Source organism: Pseudomonas sp. IT-93MI4 (genome assembly GCF_949767635.1).
Classification (GTDB): Bacteria; Pseudomonadota; Gammaproteobacteria; order Pseudomonadales; family Pseudomonadaceae; genus Aquipseudomonas; species Aquipseudomonas putida_A.
In genome coordinates, this window is the sequence record NZ_CATKPP010000003.1 from 165134 (window position 1) to 184254 (window position 19121).

At 60.9% G+C, this 19121-nt stretch carries 12 protein-coding genes; all 12 read right to left on the reverse strand.

What is annotated here, in order from left to right:
• Positions 1-28: 28 nt before the first annotated feature.
• Positions 29-2944, reverse strand: a complete 2916-nt coding sequence (locus ACM6I7_RS02940) for a TIGR00180 family glycosyltransferase (RefSeq protein ID WP_414887921.1) — start codon at positions 2942-2944, stop codon at positions 29-31.
• 55 nt (positions 2945-2999) lie between these two features.
• On the reverse strand, positions 3000-3737 hold the full coding sequence (locus ACM6I7_RS02945; protein WP_027614220.1) for a cephalosporin hydroxylase family protein: 738 nt from the start codon (positions 3735-3737) through the stop codon (positions 3000-3002).
• Between the two features lie 17 nt (positions 3738-3754).
• A complete protein-coding gene (locus ACM6I7_RS02950) occupies positions 3755-4825 on the reverse strand; it encodes a class I SAM-dependent methyltransferase (protein ID WP_097090152.1) in 1071 nt (356 codons plus the stop codon).
• Positions 4822-5673 carry an NAD-dependent epimerase/dehydratase family protein gene (locus ACM6I7_RS02955; RefSeq protein WP_097090153.1) on the reverse strand — a complete coding sequence of 284 codons (852 nt, stop codon included), beginning with the start codon at positions 5671-5673 and terminating at the stop codon, positions 4822-4824. Before ACM6I7_RS02955 ends, ACM6I7_RS02950 begins: the two co-directional genes overlap by 4 nt.
• Positions 5670-6896 (reverse strand): class I SAM-dependent methyltransferase, encoded by a 1227-nt coding sequence (locus ACM6I7_RS02960; RefSeq protein WP_027614217.1) that lies wholly within the window; start codon positions 6894-6896, stop codon positions 5670-5672. Before ACM6I7_RS02960 ends, ACM6I7_RS02955 begins: the two co-directional genes overlap by 4 nt.
• Entirely contained in the window at positions 6893-7453 is a 561-nt protein-coding gene (locus tag ACM6I7_RS02965; RefSeq protein WP_414887923.1) for a dTDP-4-dehydrorhamnose 3,5-epimerase family protein, read from the reverse strand. Before ACM6I7_RS02965 ends, ACM6I7_RS02960 begins: the two co-directional genes overlap by 4 nt.
• The gene (gene rfbG, locus ACM6I7_RS02970; protein WP_098967814.1) at positions 7450-8532 is read right to left on the reverse strand and encodes a CDP-glucose 4,6-dehydratase; all 1083 of its coding nucleotides are present in this window, start codon (positions 8530-8532) and stop codon (positions 7450-7452) included. The genes ACM6I7_RS02965 and rfbG overlap by 4 nt, the downstream gene beginning before the upstream one ends.
• Positions 8514-9287 (reverse strand): glucose-1-phosphate cytidylyltransferase, encoded by a 774-nt coding sequence (gene rfbF / locus ACM6I7_RS02975; protein ID WP_047292487.1) that lies wholly within the window; start codon positions 9285-9287, stop codon positions 8514-8516. Before rfbF ends, rfbG begins: the two co-directional genes overlap by 19 nt.
• Positions 9288-9542: 255 nt before the next feature.
• Entirely contained in the window at positions 9543-11549 is a 2007-nt protein-coding gene (locus ACM6I7_RS02980; RefSeq protein WP_414887924.1) for a calcium-binding protein, read from the reverse strand.
• A gap of 220 nt (positions 11550-11769) precedes the next feature.
• The gene (locus ACM6I7_RS02985; protein WP_414887925.1) at positions 11770-15363 is read right to left on the reverse strand and encodes a glycosyltransferase; all 3594 of its coding nucleotides are present in this window, start codon (positions 15361-15363) and stop codon (positions 11770-11772) included.
• Between the two features lie 109 nt (positions 15364-15472).
• Positions 15473-17044 carry a flagellar hook-associated protein 3 gene (locus ACM6I7_RS02990; RefSeq protein ID WP_103368129.1) on the reverse strand — a complete coding sequence of 524 codons (1572 nt, stop codon included), beginning with the start codon at positions 17042-17044 and terminating at the stop codon, positions 15473-15475.
• Positions 17045-17057: 13 nt separating this feature from the next.
• Positions 17058-19103: a flagellar hook-associated protein FlgK gene (flgK, locus tag ACM6I7_RS02995; RefSeq protein WP_115987967.1), complete on the reverse strand. Its 2046-nt coding sequence runs from the start codon at positions 19101-19103 to the stop codon at positions 17058-17060.
• Positions 19104-19121: the final 18 nt, after the last annotated feature.

Here is a 19121-nt window from a genome sequence, read left to right on the forward strand (position 1 = left end):
GCTGATTCCTGTTCCTTGTCCGACGGACTCAAGCGAGTAACTGCGACCAGTCCAGCGACGCACTGTCGTTCAGACCATACCCTTTGCCGCTCAGGCTCAGGTTGGCGTTGTACGCCTGATCCTGAGCGAACGCGGCGGCCCATTTTTCCTGTAGCGCTGCCAGTGCCTGGGGTGCCTGGGCAATCGCGCCCTGATGCAGGACCTGCACCGACGGCGTCCATACCGTGAGGTAACCGGCCTGAGCGGCTTTCAGACACAGATCGACATCGTTGAAAGCGTCGCCGAATGTGCTGTCGTCCAGACCACCCAATGCTTCAAACAGTTCTTTGCGCACCATCAGGCACACGCTCGATACCGCCGAGCAGTTCTGCTCCACCGACAACCGGTACAGATAGCCGTCGGCATCATGTTTCTCACCGACGAACGCCGAACCCACCCCGCCATGCATACCAAGGATCAGCCCGGCCTGGCTGACTTTGCCGTCGCGATCGACCAGCTTCGGCCCAACCACGCCGATTTCCGGACGCAGGGCATGGTTGAGCAGCGAGTCCAGCCAGTTCGGGTTGACCACTTCCGCGTCGGCCGCAAGCAATACCAGGTATTCGCCCTGCGCCTGGCGGCTGGCGGCGTTGAGCAATGCCGGTACGCTCAGCGATTGATCGGCACGCAGCACCTGGACTTTCGGATGCTGGTACGTACCCAGCCAGTCATTGACCTGGGCCGATTGCGTGGCCGTGGTGGCGATCAGGATCTCGTAATGGTGATAACGGGTGCGCAGTTGCACCCCTTCGAGACAGCGTTGCAGGGCGGGCAGGTCATCGCCGGCCGGAATCACGATCGATACCAGAGGACGATCACTGTGGTGGTAATCGATCTGATAAATGCCCGGCACCGCCGAGGTGACCTTGGCCTTGTAGCCGCGATTGCCCAGGTGGCGCAACAGCGCCAGACGCTCATGCGCGTTTTCTTCCAGCGACGCGGCTTCGGTGATCAGCAGCGGCTCGTCGAGGTGGGCCAGGCTGTTCAAACCGTGCTCTTCGATGATGCGCAGCAGCACGTCAAATTCCAGCGCCTTGTTGAAATCGACGCGGTAGCCGCCTATCTCGATCAAAGCGTCACGCCGAACCAGCCAGTGTCGCGCCATCAGGCCCGGCAGGCTCAAGAGCAGGTCAAGGTTGAAGCCGGGACGGAACACATCCATCAGCGCGCCCTTCTCCCCGCGCTGAATCTCGTCGGTGGAAACAGCACGGCAATCGCCTGCGGACATCAACTCCAGGCTGGCGCGCAACAAACCACTGGCGGTGAACTCGTCGCCCGCCTCGGCCAGCAGCACCCAGTCGCACGGCGACTGACGGGCACTCTGATTGAGTTTATCGACCAGGTTGGCCGGCGTAACCCGGACAAAGTGCAAAGTGTTCTGCGCCGTGGTGGCCGCCGGCGCTTCGCCGGTGGTGAACACGACAATTCTGAACGCCTTGCATTGGCCTTCGAGCAGGCTGTCGAGGCTGACCTGCAACTTGTCGATGTCATCGTCCAGATCCAGCAGGAAGATGCCGAACTGCGGGCCACCGCCGTTGACCGACAGGTGCTCGGCAATCGATGCCAACTGAGCACCATCGGCCTGACGCGAATCCAGCCACTTGAGCAGTCGGCCGGACTGCGTCTGGTCGAACACCTGATGATGGTCTTCCAGCGTCAACGCTTCGAGACGAGCATTCCAGTCGCGCATGTTCTGCGCTTCTTCGTCCTCGCCGGCCAGTTCCAGCTGTTGTGCCAGACGCTTGACCACGGTGCGGTTGAACGCATTGAGGTCGTGCGCCTGCCACAAGCGATCCAGAACACTTTCCGGGGTATCGTTGTTGCGCGCCTGCAGCAAGTGCGCCTGACGAGTCCACACACCCTCCAGGTCGCGCAGTTGAATGCGCCCGGCGGGCATGGCGTGCAGCATGAATTCGAACTGTTCCAGACGATCGAAAAATGGCTGGTTGTAAAACGGCATCTCGACGTATTGCAAAGGCCCGAACCGCCGATCAGGCCTCTTGAGCGACTGATTCCAGGTGGACTGAATAATCAGCTCCGCCGTCAGTGCCCGGCCGCTTTGCAGGCTGTCGACCATCGCCTCGAAGCTCTGCAGGGCAAACGCCTTGCCCTGTTGCGCATCAAGATCCTTGATACCGGTCGGCAGCGACGCGAGGAATTCAGCGAACGCTTCTCGCTCGGCGACCGATTTGGCGTCGACGTAAGTCAACGAGTGATACACCTCGGTGCTGTGCTCGGAATTGCCGTAGTTGATCTCGCGCACCACATAGGGCATCGGCAGAATCCGCGCCTTGGCACTCGCCAGCAGGAAGTACACGTGGCCGATTTCCTGCCACTGGAAATTGGTCCCCGGCGGCAATGCCGAGTGCCAGGTTTTCATCAGGTCAGTACGGGTCACCGCATAAAACGGCGGGATGTACTGACTCATGTAGTCGATAACCCGATCCTGAGCCCGCTCGGACGCATAATCTTCCTGGACTTTCTTGTCGCGACGGTAATAGCTCACACCACCGGACAGCGTCAGGTACATCAGGCAATAGCCGTGGCACATGCCGTAGTCCTGATTCGCCTGCAGGAAACCGACGGACTCGGCCAGCGAATCGTGCAGGATGAAATCGTCGTCAGCCGCCAGCACCATGTATGGCGTGGTCAGTCGCTCTACACCGTACGCCAGTTTGGCCTGCATGCCCCAGTAGGCGAATTGCGGCACGTGATGGTAATCGACGGCGGAAAAATCCCCCTCCGGCCGCTCGGGTGTGGAGTCCAGCACCATGATCCGGCAGGGCAAGCTGCTGTAATACTTCACCGCCCGACGCAGGAACGCCGGCCGATTGTGAGTAATCAGCACCACGGTCAACAGCTCGTTGAGCGGTAGCGCCAGTTCAGAACTGTACTTGCCTTGCATAACTTCTCTCCACAACCGGCGACTCGCCGAGATAACGCTTTGGTGATGGTGCGAATTAACGAACGCGACGCAGATAGCCGTCCGGCGCCACGGTGATCAGCAGCTTGTTCTGCAACTGCTGGTCGATCTCGAAGTCCTGGTTCTCTTCCAGGTACTTCCACACCGCGGTTTTCGGATTGTCGCCCGGGCCCCATGGACGATCCGGGAAGAAATCGGCCGGCATGTCTTCGACCACGGTGTCCATCACCACGCAGTAGCTGTCGACCGAGACCAGCGGCGCATACAGGCGCAGCTCTTCGAGCACGTGGTCGTGGGTGTGGTTGGAGTCGAGCACCAGAATGACCTTCTTGCCTTTGGCCGCAGCCTGCACCTGAGCGGCGATGGCCGGGTCGATGCTCGAACCTTCGATCATCTTGATGCGCTTGGCCATCGGGTGGCTTTCGATCGCTTCACGGTTGTGCGGGCGGATGTCGAGGTCGATGCCCAGCACTTCACCGTGACCTTGCAGTTCCAGCAATGAGGCGTAGTAGATGATCGAACCGCCGTGGGCGATGCCGCACTCGATGACCAGATCCGGCTTGACCTGCCAGATGATCTCCTGCATTGCCATCATGTCCTGCGGCAGCTGGATGATCGGGCGGCCCATCCACGAGAAGTGATAGCTGTACTTGTGTTTGGCCGATTCGTTGAAGAAATCACGGGCCAGGCCAGTGAGTTTCTGGTCGTCACCCTGCTGGGCGATCTGCTCGCGGCACTCGGCTTCGAAAGCTTGGTTGATGCTGTTGTCGGTCATGTTCAAAGTCTCAATGGTCACTGGAACGAAGCGCTGTCGACGGCGTGATAGACGTAGCGTCCACCGGTCATCCGCTTGATTTCTTCGAGGTAATTGGAATTCATCACAAACAGGTGGGCGCCTTCGGGCAGCGCATCCATCGCCTCTTGCGGCGAGGACACCCGCGCGCCGCTCAGCGGCAGATAACGCCCCTGCTTGGCCGGGTTGATATCCACCACGCGATCCACCGCCACACCGGCGCGTTGCAGGAACAGCGAATAGATCACGCCTTTGGACGACGCGCCCCAGATCGCCGAACCCTGCTCGGGTGCGGACTGAATGATCTGCACCGCGCGCTCAAGGCTGGCGGTGAAACCGTCCGGCAGCGTCAGGCGTGGCACCGGTTGCTCCGGGGTCAGGCGCAACGTCGAAAGGTCGGCGACGATGTACAGGTATTGGCCGCCAAACAGGTGGCCGGCCTCGTGCACGGTGCCGAACATCCGGCGCAGGTCATCGAGGCGGAAATAATTGACGTGCTCGTAGAACAGGTCGAACCAGGCCTTGTGCTCGAGGATCCAGTCGAAGCATGGCACTTCGATGTAGATCTGCCCGCCCTGATTGGCTTCGGCGATCACCGCCAGAAAGCTCACCGGGTCTTCGATGTGTTCCAGCACATGGCGCAGGACAATGGCGTCAGCTGCCAGGCCAAGACCACGGGTGAACGGCGCCTTGATCACGTCGGCGTTCTCGCCTTCGTAGGCCGGATCGATCCCGGTGATCGAATAACCGAGGCCCTTGAGCAGCTCAAGAAAGTAGCCCTTGCCGCAGCCGACTTCGATCAGCTCCTGGCCCTTGAAGTGTTTGGCGATGATGCCTTCGACGTCGCTCAAGTGCTTCTGGAACTGGCCCGAATGGGCCTGCTCGTTCTGATAGTCGGCGTCATAGCTGAGCTTGTCGGCATCGAACGCGGCGTTGAAGATCAGGCCGCTGCGCTCATCCTGCACCAGCAGCATGTCGGCGCTGGCCGAAGCCTTGGCCGACTCCGGGTCGGCGAAGGTGCGGTTCTGCAACACCGGCAGGTCGGTGACCCGATACAACTCGTGCCTCATTGCGGCTCTCCCAGTAGCTGTTGCAAACGCTCGGTCACGGCCCAGAACGCCATCGGTTCATGGCTCGGATACGGGTAATGGCCGAGGTTCAGTTTCAGTGCCGCACCGCGCTCGCGCAGCCGTTGTTCAACCAGTGCGCGCACCGATACCGGTTGGCCACTGGCGCAATTGATCACGCCGTTGAAATCACGTTGGTGCAGGATCGCGGCGAGGTAATCAGCAGCGCTGGCGATCGGCAAAAAGTCGCGCAGTTGCTCGCCGCCAGACATGTTGAACGACGTCTCGCCGGCATCGATCGCCCGGTCCAGCGCCGCCAGCAGACTGTTGGGGTTCTGCCCTTCGCCATGCAGATAGAACAGACGCGCCCACTGCAAGGTGAACGGTTTTTCCTGCTGCAGATTTTGCAAAAACAGGTGCAGCGTGTGTTTCGCCAGACCGTAAGGATTGCTCGGCTGCGGCTCGACCTGCTCACTGAGAGGCCCGCTTTGCATGCCGTACTCGAAGCAGGTGCCGGTCACCAATACTTGCGCCACACCCGCCTCGACCGCGCCTTTGATAAAGCGGTAGTCGGCCATCAGGTTGTGCTCGAAATGGAGCAGCGCCCGATAGTTCGGCAACCCCGGCCAGGCCAGGTGCGCGAGGATGTCAATACCGTCGGTGAGCGCCGCAATGTCCAGATCCGCCGCGTGAATATCCGCCGCGACGAATTCGACGTGGTTGATCCACGGCATGCTCGCCGCAGTCTCGACGTTACGCGCCACCGCACGTACCGCGCAGCCACGCGCCAGCAACGCCGCGACCAGATGCCGACCGACGAAGCCCGTGGCCCCGGTAACCAGGACTTTCACAGGACTTTCATCTCAGGCACGGCGATCACGAAGCGCCCGTCCCACTGACGCACCTGCGCCAGTTGCTGACTGACTTCGTGCAGCAGGTTCCACGGCAACACCAGCACGTAGTCCGGTTTTTCGATGTCGATCTGCGCCGGCGCGACAATCGGGATACGGCTGCCCGGCAGAAACTTGCCCTGCTTGTGCGGGTTGGCATCGGCCACCCACGCCAGCAGATCCGGCTTGACCCCGGCGTAGTTGAGCAAGGTGTTGCCCTTGGCCGCCGCGCCGTAACCGACCACCCGCTTGCCGTCGGCCTTGGCCTGCAACAGAAAGCGCAGCAGTTCATGCTTGATGCGTTCGGCAGCAGGCGCGAGGGTCGCGTAGTACTCAGGGGTTTTCACCCCGACATCCAGCTCGGCCTGCAACTGTTGCTGCACCGCCGGCTGCACAGCACGACGCTCTCCGTCCTGGCGCTGCACGAACACCCGCAGCGAACCGCCGTGAGTGCTCAACTGACTGACGTCGAACACTTCCAGACCATTGCGCTCGCACAAGGTCTGCACGGCGGTCAGCGACAGGTAGGAATAGTGCTCGTGGTACAGCGTGTCGAACTGCGCGCCAGCCATCAGCGTCAGCAGTTGCGGAAATTCGAAAGTAGCGACGCCGGTCGGCTTGAGCAGCGTGGCGAAACCACCCAGGAAATCATTGATGTCCGGAACATGCGCGAGCACGTTGTTGGCGGCCATCAGGTCGGCGCCCCAGCCTTCGCTGTGCAGCTGCGCAGCGCTGTCGCGACCGAAGAACACTTCACGAATCTGCAGACCCTTTTCCCGCGCCGCTTGCGCGGTGCTGCGGGTCGGCTCGACACCCAGACACGGAATGCCGCGAGCGGCGACGTACTGCAGCAGGTAACCGTCGTTGGCTGCGACTTCGACCACACGGCTGTCGGCGCTCAGGTCAAAGCGCTCGACCATCTCGGCGACATAACGCTCGGCATGGGCCAGCCAGGTGCTGGAGAACGAACTGAAGTAGGCGTACTCGGCATCGAACAGGCTGTCGGCGCGGGTGTAATCCTCGGTCTGCACCAGCCAGCATTGCTGGCACACCGCAACCTTGAGCGGCACCCATTGCTCGGCCTGTTCCAGGCGCTCGGCGTGCACGTAGGCGTTGGACGGTGGCGAGGTGCCGAGGTCGATCAGCGGCAGGCTCAGCGGTGCGGCGCACCCACGGCAGTTCATAGACGCACTCCGGCAAAGTGTTGATCAAGCGCGGGATGGCTGGCATCACGCGCTGACAAATTATTGACAGGCAACGGCCAGGCAATCGCCAGCCGTGGATCGTTCACCGACAAGCCGCCTTCGTGCTCCGGCGCGTAATCGGCGCTGTGCAGGTAAAGCAGTTCGGCGTCATCGGTCAGGGTCTGGAAACCGTGGGCGAACCCGGCCGGAATCAACAGGCTGCGACCGTCGCCAGCCTTGAGGTGCTCGGCGTGCCAGTGCAGAAAGGTTGCGGAATCCGGACGCAGATCCACCGCCACGTCCCACACTTCACCGCGCAGGCAAGTGATCAGCTTGGCTTCCGGCGCATTGGCATTCTGATAATGCAGACCGCGCACGCTGCCCTTCTCGCGGGTGCAGGAATGGTTGATCTGGCGGATGTGAAATTCGCTGCCGAACGCACTCAGGCTGCCTTCGCAGAACAGCCGGGCGAAATGCCCGCGCTGATCTTCGAAGCGTCTGTGCTGGACGCTGAACAGCCCGGCCAGCGGCAACGGTTTCAAGGAAAACTCGCTCACAGCGCGCCTCGGTACAGGTTCAGTTGGCCGAGAGTGACGTTGCGCATGTCATCGCCGTTCTGCCACGCCAGATGCCAGTCGAGGGTCTGGGTCAGGCATTGCTGCAAGGTCCAGCGTGGCTGCCAGCCGAGTACCTGACGGGCGCGACTGCTGTCCAGACGCAACAGACCAGCCTCGTGCAGTTCGCTTTTTTCGATGCGCAGACCACGTGCCTGTGGCCAGCGACTGGCGAGCAGTTCGACCACTTCGCCGACGCTGCACATGTCCGCCTCGCCCGGACCGAAGTTCCACGCCCCGGCGTATTCCGGGCCTTGTTCGTAGAGGCCGGCAGCCAGTTGCAGGTAACCGGCCAGCGGTTCCAGCGCGTGCTGCCACGGGCGCACGGCTTGCGGGTAACGCAGGGTCACCGGCTCGTCTGCAGTCCAGGCCTTGAGCACGTCGGGAATCAGCCGCTCAGGGGCGAAGTCACCGCCACCCAAGACGTTGCCGGCGCGCGCGGTGGCCAGGGCCAGACCGTGTTCGGCGTACTTGTCAGCCGGGAAAAACGACGCGGCGTAAGACTGCGCCAACAGTTCGCAGCAAGCCTTGCTGCTGCTGTAGGGATCGTGGCCGCCGAGGGCTTCGTCCTCGCGGTACGGCCACAGCCATTCCTTGTTGGCGTAGACCTTGTCGGTGGTCACCAGCACGCAGGCGCGCACGCAACCGACCTGACGGATCGCTTCGAGCAGGTTCAGCGTGCCCATGACGTTGCTGGAGTAAGTGCCCAGCGGATCGCGATAGCCTTCACGCACAAGCGGTTGCGCGGCCAGGTGCAGGACGATCTCCGGCTCGGTGTCGGCGATGATCTCCAGCAACGCGCCGAGATCGCGCAGATCACCGCGTTGATCGTTGATCCCTTCGTGAACCCGCGCCAGTTCATACAGGCTCGGTTCGGTCGACGGATCCAGCGAGAAACCGCTGACTTGCGCGCCGAGGCTTTGCAGCCACAGGGTCAGCCAGCTGCCTTTGAAACCGGTGTGGCCGGTAATCAGTACGCGTTTGCCGCGCCAGAAATCCGCACTCAGGCCCATTGCTTCCATGGGGCCTCCCCGCTCTGCCACAGCGCTTCGAGGTGGTTCTTGTCGCGCAGGGTGTCCATCGGATGCCAGAAGCCTTCGTGTTCGAAGGCGTTGAGCTGTTCGTCCTGAGCCAGACGCGCCAGCGGCTCGGCTTCCCAGGTGGTTTCATCGCCAGCGATGTAGGACAGGACTTTGGGCGACAGCACGAAAAAGCCGCCGTTGATCCAGCCACCGTCGCCACGCGGTTTTTCGGTGAAACCGAGCACCTGATCGCCCTGGCGCTCAAGGGCACCGTAACGTCCCGGCGGCTGCACCGCGGTGACGGTGGCCAGGCGACCGTGGGCTTTGTGGTAATCGACGAGTTGAGCAATGTTGATGTCGGAAACGCCGTCGCCGTAGGTGAAACAGAACGCCTCTTCATCCTTGAGGTAACGGCCGGCACGCAGCAGACGGCCACCGGTCATGGTTTCCTCGCCGGTGTCGATCAGGGTGACGCTCCACGGCTCGCTGTAGTTCTGGTGCACGTCCATGCGGTTGTTGCGCATGTCGAACGTGACGTCGGAGGTGTGCAGGAAGTAGTTGGCGAAGAAGTCCTTGATCGCGTAGCCCTTGTAGCCCAGGCAGATCACGAAGTCGTGAATTCCGTGAGCGGAATACTGCTTCATGATGTGCCAGAGAATTGGCTTGCCGCCGATCTCGATCATGGGTTTGGGCTTGAGGTGCGACTCTTCACTGATGCGCGTGCCGAGGCCACCCGCCAAAATAACTGCCTTCATCGTCTCCCCTCTCGTTCGTCACCGGGCTGCGCATGGCTTGGTTGAGCGATGCGGGCCGTCTGGCTAACCCTTTTGCCGCCTGCGGCGCCGCTGCGATGACCGCGAGCGCTCGTTTTATGGCGATTTGAGGGGGACTTGCAGGAAACGCGCCAGCTCCGCGAACGCTGCGTCGGCGGGAATTCAAGGCATGAAAAAGGGATGAGTCCGTTGCCGGAATCATCCCCTTCATCAAGCGACTTCAATGAAACGGACGGATCAGCCAAACATCGCGAATCCATCGATCGTGGCCGGCAGGTCGTAGGACTGGCCGTCAGCGGTCTGCAGATGTTCGATGTTGTTGTACCCGGCGTACCAGCCCTGCAGCTTCACGCCGTTGTCGGGAACGCCGGCGCTGCCGTCGTTGGCACCATGCAGATAGGCGTCGTCACCGATGCGGGTGACGTTCAACTGGCTGATATTGGCGATGGTGTTCAGGATCAGGGTGTCATTGATATCCCAGCCCTCGTCCTGAATCGATACCAACCCAGTGGTGTTCACGATATAGGTATCGTCACCCATACCGCCCAATGCGATGCCGCCAGTGCCCGACTGCCCCGTGAGATTGAGGTTCAGCACGTCGTTGCCACTGCCACCTGACAACAGATAACTGTTGCCGGTGCCGGTGAGCACGTCAAAACCGTCATTACCAAAGGCACTGCCGTTGTGGACCGTGATGGTGTCACTGCCTTGTCCACCGTCCGCCACAGTGCCCAGGTCATTCGCAGCACTAACGATGACGTCATCGCCGTTGCCGCCGAATAATTTGTCAGCCTGCGCCGCGTCGCCGTCGAGACCGGACTTCAGCCCGCCATAGAGATGATCGTTGCCATCGTTGCCGTTCAGGGTATCGTCACCACTGCTGCCTTCCAGAATCGTATCTTCCCTGTTGGCACCCAGCTCATCGTTAAAATGGCTGCCACGCAAGCCTTCGACATCGTAATGCGTGTCACCGTCAGCCGTGCCGTTCTGGCCGATTCTCCACAGCGTGGCCACCACACCCGTGTCGCTGTCCTCATAGCTGACGATGTCCGTTCCCGCGCCGCCCACGAAGACATCCCGTCCGGCGCCACCGTAGAACAGGTCATCGCCGCTGCCGCCGAAGATGTAGTTGTCGGAATCATTGCCATAACCGGTGAAATCGGCTGTACCGGTGTAGGTCATTTTCTCGATGAACGGGTCCATCTTCATGACCGACAGGCTGGTGTACAGCTCGTCAAACCCCATGCCTGAGTCTGTCTCGACGATGGTCACACCCTCGCTGTTGATCGTGTAGACGTCGCTGCCCCAGCCACCTTCGAAGGTCACGCCGCCCGAGTTGGCAGTGAAGTGATCGTCCAGGTTAGTCCCGACAACCTTTTCCACATTGATCAAGGTGTCGCCCTCGGCGTAGTCGCCGGAACCGAAGCCCTTGCCATCACGAAACTCGATGCTGACCGCGTCGTTGGAACGGCTGTAATCGACGGCGTCAAAGCCATCGGCACCGTCCATGACCATTGCGCCTGCGCCGGCGAAGATCACATCGTTGAAATTCGAACCCTGCACGGCCTCGATGCTCGAGTAGGTATCGCCGAATGCAATACCAGTGGCGCCCCACATGCTCGAGAGCTCGATACTGACGCCTTCAAGGCTGTCGGTGTAGCTGACGGTATCGAATCCTTCACCGCCAACAAACCGGTCGCCACCGTCACCACCCCACAGCCAGTCATTACCGGCGCCGGCAATGATCACGTTGTGCTCGGCATTGCCGTAGCCCTTGAAGTCGCCGGTTCCGGTGAAGGTCATTTTGTCGAGGAACGGGTCCATCTTCTGGATGTTAACGCTGGTGCGCAACTCGTCGTAGCCGCCGCGCTCGTCTTCGATGATCGTCACGCCCTCACTGCCGATGATGTAAACGTCATCCCCGCCGCTGCCTTCCAGCGTGACGCCGGAAACCGAACTGGCAAGGGTGTCATCAAGGAAGCTGCCGACCACTTTTTCGATGGCAACCAGCGTGTCAATGGAACCATCTGCCTTCGTGACGCTGGCAAGCCCTTGGCGGATATCGACGCTGACGCCCGAAGACATGATTCGATAATCCACGGAATCAAAACCCTCGCCACCATCCAGCAGATCGGCTCCGGCAGTCCCCCAGATCTGATCATCCGATTCCAGTCCGAAGAGCTCGTCATTGCCTTCACTGCCGCTCATGACATCGGCTTCACTCGTCCCATAAATCACTGCCATTTGCTTCTTCCTTGCATTGTTGTTGAATCCGGAAACCTGCCTCCCGGTAACAAGCCGATCACGCCAGCAGCAACCGTCCGAGGTCAGCGAATAGAGAAGTATCGACAGGAAAAGCGCTATGCTTGAGGCTCTGCGGTAAAAAAGTGTCGATACTGATACAAACAGGATATTGAAGACGCAAAAAAGGCGACTCGAAAGTCGCCTTTTTCAGCAGTGCCGGTCAATCCGCCAGCCAGCCGTTTTCCCAATAGCGCAGGTTGTCGCCCCGCAGTACGTAGTCGCGCAATACGATTTCTCGCAGTTCATCGCCCATGCGATAGCTCGCATCGGGATCGGCCAGGTGCATGCGGATCGCCTGCAGCCATTCATCGGTGCTGTTGGTCTTGACCCGGGTGCACGGCAGGTAGCCGCGATAGGCCTCGGTATCGGTGCAGATCACCGGGTAACCGCAGGCGCCGTACTCCAGCAGACGCAAGTTGCTCTTGCAGTCGTTGAAGATGTGGAATTCCAGTGGCGCCAGCGCCAGATCGAGATTCAGGCTTGCCAGTTTCGCCGGGTACACTTCCAACGGGATTACCCCGTGGAATTCATGCATGTACGGACGCAGATCATCCGGGCACATGCCGAAGAACACCCAGTCGACTTCGTTGGCCAGCTCACGCACGACATCGGCGATCACCGCCAGGTCGCCGTGGTGACTGGTCCCACCGCCCCAGCCGACCCGTGGTTTTTTCGAAGTGCGGCGCTGGCTGCGCAAGTCAGTCCACAAGTTGCGTGCGAGCATGTTGGGGACGACGCGAATGTCGTGGTGCATGTCCGACAACGCATTGGCCAGTGGCTGGGTCGATACCACCACCCGATCACACAGGCTGATCGCACTGCGCACCATCCGCTCCATTTCCTGTTTATTGGGCATGTTGCGAATATGCGCATTGCGATGAGGAACGTCGATCACATAGTCATCAAGCTCAAAGATGCGCCGGGCATGACTGAATTTCTTCAGTGGCGGAATCTCATCAATGGCACCCTGCGAATAACGCCCCTGCAGCACAATCACGTCCGGGGACTGACGCTCGATATCAATGATCGACGGCAGTCCATAGCAAATCCGCCCTTCAGCGCGGTTGGCCGCTTCCAGTTCGATCAGCGGCTGGCTCATGCGGTAGTGACCGATGGCCGAGGCGTTGATCGGCACGGCAAGCACGTTCGGCAACTGCGCCCGGGAAAATGCACTCCAGCCGGTACGCAGGCCCGGTTCCAGGCTGAAGCTCGTCGCACCGACACCCTGCAACGACAAATTGACGTTGAAGGCCGGATCACGGGCAATGCGCGGCAACCAGCGCTGGTAGAAGGTTTCCTGCTCCTGAAGCTGCAATTGCTCCTCCTCTGCCGTCGCCTGAACACTGGGGCGTGCGCCCAGTGCCAGCAAGGCATAAGGGGTCCACACCACCAGGTATCCTTCCTGACCGATCCGCAGGCACAGATCCACGACATTCAGCGCCTGTTTCAGCGCTTGCTCATCGAGACCGGCGACAGCTTCATAAACCGCCTTGCGCACCATCAGGCAATCGCCACTGACGGCACTCAGGTCATGGACCGCTTGCAGCCGGAACATGTAACCATCCGACTGCAACGACTGACCATAGAACGGCAAACCCACTGCACCTTGCAGACCAAGAATCAGACCCGCGTGCAGTACGCACCCATCAGGATTGAACAGCTTGGCGCCGACCACGCCGACTTCCGGACGCTGCGCATGATTGAGCAGTTCGTCGAGCCAGTCGGCCTGGGTGATTACCGCAAACGAATTGAGCAGCAGCACGTATTCACCACGCGCCTGCCCTACCGCAAAATTATGCAGCGCCGCTGCGTTGCCCTGCTGCGGGTAGTTCAGGACACGAATCCGCTCGCCGCCCAGTTGCGCCATACCGTCCAGCCAGGCCCGCGCCTCGTGGCTTTCACTGCCATTGTCGACCAGCAACAACTCGTACTCGGAGTAAGCGGTCTTCTCCAACAGCGTCTCGACGCAGCGCTGCAAGGCAGCCGTCTGGTCCTTGGTCACAATAATGATCGACACCAGCGGACGCCGGGCATGGCGATAGTCGACACGATTGAGCAACCCGGAACTGCCACGGCGGATTTCGTGGGCAATCCCCAGGCGCTGCAGATGGGCCTCGAGTACACGCGGATTCTGCTCGATGACCGCCGGAGCGGCGAGCCAGGCGGACAGATCGAAGGGCGATTGCACCAGAACTTCGGCGACATGCCCGACCACCTGCGTACCATCACTCTCGACCATGCGCCACAGCACGTCGTGGGGGGCCAGTTCGGCGAACATCGCCGCGAATCCGCCCAGCGCCAGAAAGCGTTCGCGCTTGAACGCCAGCGCGCGCCCGACGTACGGGTAACTGCGCAGCAGGTCGAGGTTGAAATCCGGTTTGAACGCAGGCTCCGCCGATTCGCCGTTGCGCAGGCTGCCTTCATCGCTGTACAGACACGTCAGCGCCGGAGAATAGGCGATGCGCTCGGCCATGATCAACAACGCCGGCACCACCGGACGATCGCCGGCCTGCAACAGGTAGAACCAGTCGGCCCCTTCCAGTTGCGGTAACAATGCATTGATCTGCTCCAGTCCGTCGTCCTGCAACGGCATGCGGAACACCCGACCATCGAGCTCGGCCTCGGAACAGGCAGCGGACAGCACCAGAATCAACTCCGGCAGATAATCCTGTGCGGCAAGCGCCTCCAGCGTGCGCTCGACACCCTCGCGACTGCCGTCGCGATCGATGACGATCGGGACGATGCGCGGCTGATGCGACCAGCCAGCCAGGGTCTCCGGCAGCAACTTGCGCTGCCCCTCGGTGAGCACCCGGCACTCCAGCCATTGCGCATAAAGCTCGGCAAAACTCCAGCTGTCGATGCCGACACACCACTCCTGGCGACTTTGTTTGGTACCCAGGGTGCGGCTCAGAGGCAGCTCTTCCCAGACCCGGGGTGTCTCATCAGCCTTGGTCAGCGGGATGTAGCGAACCCAACCCGGCGCAGGCGCAGATTCGCCGCTGCGCGCCTTGAGCATTTGCAGAATCCACTCGCGCTCGACTTCAACCGCATCTTTCATCGACTGCTGGGCGCACAGGCGCTCCGGGTACAGTCGCTCGGCACTCAGCACATTGTTGGACACCGCCACATTGCCGCGCCGCATCAGACAGACGAACAGCGCGAAATCCAGGGTTGCCACAAAGCAGTGGCCTTCCTGGGTCAACGCCGGCAGCAACTCGACAAGATCTTCCCGGCGAAACAGCGCATTGGTGAACCCACCCAGCACATTGACCGGAAACTTTTCAAAGATGCCCAGCAGGTCGTCGCCCTTGAACAAGCCACTGAGCGGAGACAGCGAAGTGTTTTCCAGACGTGCCGGAAGAATGATGTCGTCAGCGTCCCAGAACAGACGCTGAGCCAGCACCAGCCGGACTTCCTCACGCACCATTTCCTGCGCTTGCTGTTCAACACAGGCGGCATAGAGATGGTCGTCGTCGCACAGAAATTTGACCAATTGGCCCTGCGCCTGTTCCAGGCAGGCCTTGAGATTGCCGACCATGCCCAGGGTGCGCGGATTGCGCACGTAACGCACGGCGACGCCGGACTGCTCGACTACCGCCGCAACGATGGCCTCAATCTCGCTGCCGCGGCTGTCGTCGCAAACGATGATTTCGAGTTGGCCATAAGTCTGGCTCACCGCACTGTTCAAGGTCCGCTCGAAGAAGCGCGGATTGAAGGCGGGAATGACCAGACTGACGAGAGGAAGTGGATTCACGGCGGGCTCACAGGCGGTACGAGCCCGCTCGGTAAAGCGAGCCCATGAAACCGCAAAAAAACATTAACTGAAGGACAAGACAAACGGGCGCCTGCGCGCCCGTCCAATGTCAGATCTTGTTGAACAGACCCAACTGACTGATCTTGCTGAACGCCAGTTGCGAGGCTTGCAGCATGGTCTGCTGCAACGTCAGGCGGGTCATCACCTCGGCCGGATCCGAATCACGGATCGAACCCTGGGTCGTGGTGTTGGCCTGGATCAGGCTCTGGTTGGTGGTGTCCTGGTCATCCAGCGACTGACCGCGCGCACCGATCGAGGTCACCGCAGCGCCAATCTGGTTGGAGGCGCTGTCGATGTTGCCCAGCGCCGACTCCATGGCCCCCTGGAATTTCTGCTTGGCTACCGGATCACCATCGACCGGCATGTTCAGCGCCGTGACCATCTGCCCCAGGGTGTCGAGCACGTTCTGGGTCTGGTGGTTGTTGGACTGAATCGAGAACTGATCGCCCGCACCCGGCGTACCGCCAATGGCGAAGGTCACACCGGCGGCCGTGGCGTTGCTGCCGACCATGGTGCCCGACGACACCGGTTTGCTGTCAGCGGTCACAGGGGCCGCGTACAGGTCGAAATCGGTGGCGCTGGTGAACTTCAGCACCGCGCCGCCGCCCGACGGGAAGGCCGCGCTGTACGCCGCCTGGTTGGTCACGCTGGAGCCGGTGATGACCGCCGTCGACGGGTTGCCCGGGCTGCGCGCGGTAGTGAACGAGTCAGGTGTGGCCGACAGCTGGAAGCTGTGACCGGCGATGACCGCATCCGGGTTGGTGTCGCCGGCTTTGAGGTTGATGTTCAACTTCATGTCGACGCCACGGAAGCTGACGGTCTGGTTGGCACCATTGCTGTTGCTGATCAGGCCGTTCTGGCTGGCCTCGGACGTCACGTCGTTGCCCAGGGCATCGGTGATTTTCAACTGCGTGCTGCTGATGAAATCCACGGTGTATGGCTGGCCCGCCGTGAACTTGGCGTTGTAGGTCGCTGCGGTGCCGACCGTACCGTTGGACAGCACCACACGACCGTCATCCACCGCCGGAGCGGTCATGGTGGTCTGGGTGCGGCTGGTGTTGATGGTCTGCTGGAAGGCGTCCCAACCCGTGGTATTGGTCGCGACCGACATACCGTCGCCAATGCCCAGGTTGATCTGGGTCTGGTCACCGTTATAGGTGTAGGTGCCGTCGACGTTTTGCGAGTACGGCGCGGTATCGGTCTTGGAACCGGAGAACAGGTAGTTGCCGTTGGCATCCTTGGAGTTCATCAGGCCCAGCACTTGTTGCTGGATCTGGCTCAGTTCCGCCGCGTACGCCTTGCGGTTGTCGTCGGTAGCGATACCGTTGTTGGCGGCCAGGCCGATTTCCTTGGCGCGCTGCAGAGCCGTGGTGATGGAGTTCAACGTCGACTCCTGCACGGTCAGCGAGCTCTTGGTGGTGTCGATGTTGCCCTGATACTGGTCGAGCATCGCACTTTGCTGCCCCAGCTTGAGCAGGCGACCGGCGCCGATCGGATCGTCGGCAGCGGTGTTGATGCGCTGCAGGCTGCTCGCTTCGTTGGCGGTCGCGACCGTCTTGCTGTAGTTGCGCTGATATTGAGCAGCTTGCGTCGCGTAATACTGGGCGGTGGAAATGCGCATGAATTACGACTCCTTAAAGACTGTTGATCAGCGTGGCGAAAGTTTCCTGCGCAGCTTTGATGATCTGCGAAGACGCTGTGTAGTACTGCTGATACTTGACCAGGTTGCCGGTCTCTTCATCGAGGTTGACCTGGGACAGCGAATCACGCGCGCCCTTGGCCTGATCGAGGATCACCGAGGTGGCTTCATTGTCGGACTTGCTCTGCGCAGCCTTGGTACCAACGTTGGTCACCAGTTTGTTATAGGCGTCGGTCAGGCTGATGCCCTTGCTGCCGCTGCCGGTGTCCACGGTCTGCTTGGTCTGCAGGCCAACCAGTGTCTGTGCGTTGCGGTTGTCCGAAGACGCCGCGCCGGTCAGGTTGATGGTGAAGGTTTCGCCGGACTTCGGCGTCGCGCCCACGGTGGTCTGTACGGTGAAGGTCTTCTGCACGTTCGGCGTGACCGTGGTGTCCATCACCGGAGCACCGGTGGAGTCGACCATGCCGACCTTGAGGTTCAAGGTGTTGGCCTGCCCCGGCACGATGGTGCCCGAACCGATGGTGTTGCCCTTGGCGTCGACCATGTTGTACGACTGGCTGCCGCTGGCGACCGCACCGAACACCAGTTTGACCGGCGTCGAATATTTGAGCGCATTCTGCAACTCGGTCTGCGACGCCGGGTTGTAGATGTCGAACGAATCAGTCAGCGTCGGCTGGGTGTAGGTACCGGAATTGTTCGCACTGGCCACGCCGGTCAGCGGTGCTGCCGCAGCGATTTTCTTCGGATCGGTCAGCACGGTCTGAATAGTACTTGCCGCGTTACGGGTCGGGGTCACCTTGAAGGTGTCGCCAGCGCTCAGGGCGCCGCCGTTGAGCGCCAGGGTGAAGCCATCGATCACTGGCGGTGGCGTGGTCGTGGTGCTGAACGAGCCCATGTCGGTGCCATCGGAGCGCTTGACCGAATAGTTGGTGGCGCTGGTGAAGGTCACCTGATAATCGCTGGTGGTCAGCTTGCCGGTGTCCTTGATGGTGACATCGAGGTTGCCCGAGCCGGCGCTATTGGTCGACTGCGCAATGCTGCGCTGACTGACCAGTGCGGCACTGTTGATGTTGTTGAAGATCGCGGCGCCGAAGTCACCGTTCTTGTCGATACCCTGGGCTTGTTGGCTGTTGACCTGATCGGCCACTACCAGCGCGACACGCCCCAACTCATTGAGCGAAGGGTCGAGCACTTCTTTGCGATAGGTCAGCAGGCCACCGATTTCGCCACCGCTCATGGCCGACGTGATGTCGATCACGCTTGAGCCGCGGTCCAGCTGAATCGCCATGCGCGTCGGATCGTCCTTGCTCGGCACGGTGCTCAGGGTGTTGGTGGTGTTGCCGATCACCAGCGGCTGGCCGGTGCCGATGTACACGTCAAAACTGGTGCCACGTTCGACAACCTGCGCCCCGGTCAGCTCGGAGAGCTGGCGCACCGCTTCGTTACGACTGTCGAGCAAATCGTTCGGCTGGCCGCCGCTGGTGGAAATCTCGCCGATCTTCTGGTTCAGGTTGGCAATCGAAGTCGCCAGCTTGTTGACCTGGGACGTCATGTCGCCCAGGTTGCCATTGATCGTGGTGTTCTGATCGTTCAGCTGTTTGGCCAGCGCATTGAAACGGCTGGTCAGGGCCTGCGCACCGGTCAGCACCGACTGACGGGAGGTGTCATCAGTGGCCGAGGTCGCCACGCCCTGCATCGAGGTAAAGAACTTTTGCAGCACACCGGTCAGGCCGGTGTTGGTATCGGACATCGAGGCATCCAGCGCAGTGGCCTGGGCACCGTACGCAGCCGCTTCGCTATTGAGCGAGGTCGCGGTATGCAGCTGGTTTTCGAGGTAAGAGTTGTAGACCCGGCGCACATCGGCCAGGGTCGTCCCCGTACCGATGAAGACGTTGCCGAACTGCTGCGATGACTTGGTGCTCTGCACGGTTTGCTGGCGTGAATACCCGGCGGTGTCGACGTTGGCAATGTTGTTACCTGTGGTCGCGAGAGAGGAAGAACTCGCAGACAACCCCGACATCCCGATATTGAGCAAACTCATGATTCAAACCTTACCGTG

Bases quoted from the DNA above. Each gene is read 5' to 3' on its own strand.
- ACM6I7_RS02940 (WP_414887921.1), bottom strand. From the start codon at position 2,944: ATGCAAGGCAAGTACAGTTCTGAACTGGCGCTACCGCTCAACGAGCTG.
- ACM6I7_RS02980 (WP_414887924.1), bottom strand. From the start codon at position 11,549: ATGGCAGTGATTTATGGGACGAGTGAAGCCGATGTCATGAGCGGCAGT.
- ACM6I7_RS02990 (WP_103368129.1), bottom strand. From the start codon at position 17,044: ATGCGCATTTCCACCGCCCAGTATTACGCGACGCAAGCTGCTCAATAT.
- ACM6I7_RS02945 (WP_027614220.1), bottom strand. From the start codon at position 3,737: ATGACCGACAACAGCATCAACCAAGCTTTCGAAGCCGAGTGCCGCGAG.
- ACM6I7_RS02950 (WP_097090152.1), bottom strand. From the start codon at position 4,825: ATGAGGCACGAGTTGTATCGGGTCACCGACCTGCCGGTGTTGCAGAAC.
- rfbG (WP_098967814.1), bottom strand. From the start codon at position 8,532: ATGGAAGCAATGGGCCTGAGTGCGGATTTCTGGCGCGGCAAACGCGTA.
- ACM6I7_RS02960 (WP_027614217.1), bottom strand. From the start codon at position 6,896: ATGAACTGCCGTGGGTGCGCCGCACCGCTGAGCCTGCCGCTGATCGAC.
- rfbF (WP_047292487.1), bottom strand. From the start codon at position 9,287: ATGAAGGCAGTTATTTTGGCGGGTGGCCTCGGCACGCGCATCAGTGAA.
- flgK (WP_115987967.1), bottom strand. From the start codon at position 19,103: ATGAGTTTGCTCAATATCGGGATGTCGGGGTTGTCTGCGAGTTCTTCC.